The 1,079-nt window shown below is 26.5% G+C and carries 2 protein-coding genes; both read right to left on the bottom strand.

The annotated features are described in order from the left end of the window. Positions 1–111 precede the first annotated feature (111 nt). Positions 112–846, bottom strand: coding sequence for a YdcF family protein (locus LEQ07_RS19625; protein WP_263331951.1), 735 nt, complete (start codon positions 844–846; stop codon positions 112–114). A gap of 38 nt (positions 847–884) precedes the next feature. Then, positions 885–1,079: hypothetical protein (locus LEQ07_RS19620; protein ID WP_263331946.1), on the bottom strand; the 195-nt coding region annotated here is incomplete at its 5' end.

The following is a 1,079-nucleotide window of genomic DNA, read 5'->3' as shown; positions in this document are numbered from 1 at the left end:
TTTTGTACCTTTTCTTTATACTCTATAAATAAAAAAGATAGATTTGAAATTTCAAATCTATCTTTTTTATTTATAGAGTATAAAGAAAAGGTACAAAAGAATATGAAACTATTAGAAAGATAAATGCAATACTAGTAAGTTGATTTTTTTATAAAGCATTATAATCGCTATATATTCACGAATTAATGCACTAGGTAAAAAGTAAAATGCAGTAGGCGCTCCAACTCCATTTGCTTTTAATCCCGCTTTTCTTGCATAAATTGATGCTCTGAAAACATGATAATTATTTGAAACAAATATACATGAGAAACTTTTAGATATGTTATCCATTATACTCTTTGAAAATTTCATGTTTTCATAAGTAGTAGTAGATTTATCTTCAACTAAAATATCTAACTCGGGTATATCTTGTGATACAAGATATTTTTTCATAGCAACAGCCTCAGGAACTATCTCATCAGAACCTTGACCACCTGATACAACTATTTTTGTGTGATTTCCTTTTGATAATTGTTGACTATAAATTTCAATACCTTTATCAAGCCTGCTTTTTAACAAAGGGGGAACCTTATCTCCTATAAGACCTGACCCTAAGACTATTACATAGTCTAAATTTTTATTTACAGGTAGCATTTGATAAGCATATGAGTAAACTAAGTAACTAAAGAATAAAAATCCAAAATATATTGCCAACAAAATTATTGTAAGTATAGTTGCATATGCATAGGTATTTAACTTAGATCCGTGAAATATTAAAAGTAAGCTTAAAGAAACTATAAGTAAAATATTTACTCCTAAAATTAAGGATAGTAAATTTGCTAAACGTCTACCTTCTTTGTGCTTCATTATATATCCATTTTTTATAAGAAAAAAACCAATCACAATTATAGATAATGGTATGACTGCATAAACTGCAAAATACTTAGTAACCTGATTGTATCGAATCTATCTGATAAATACATAACTAATAAAAATAAAAATCCTAAAGAACCAAAAGTTAATAAAATACCTGCAAAGAAATTTCTACTATCTTGTCTGAATAGAAAAATTCCATATAAAAAGAAGCTAAAATTACTAAA

The sequence above is a fragment of the Paraclostridium sp. AKS73 genome, from assembly GCF_025671395.1.
Taxonomy (GTDB): domain Bacteria; phylum Bacillota; class Clostridia; order Peptostreptococcales; family Peptostreptococcaceae; genus Paraclostridium; species Paraclostridium benzoelyticum.
Note: the sequence above shows the minus strand (reverse complement) of the source record. Positions and strands in the feature narration are given on the sequence as shown.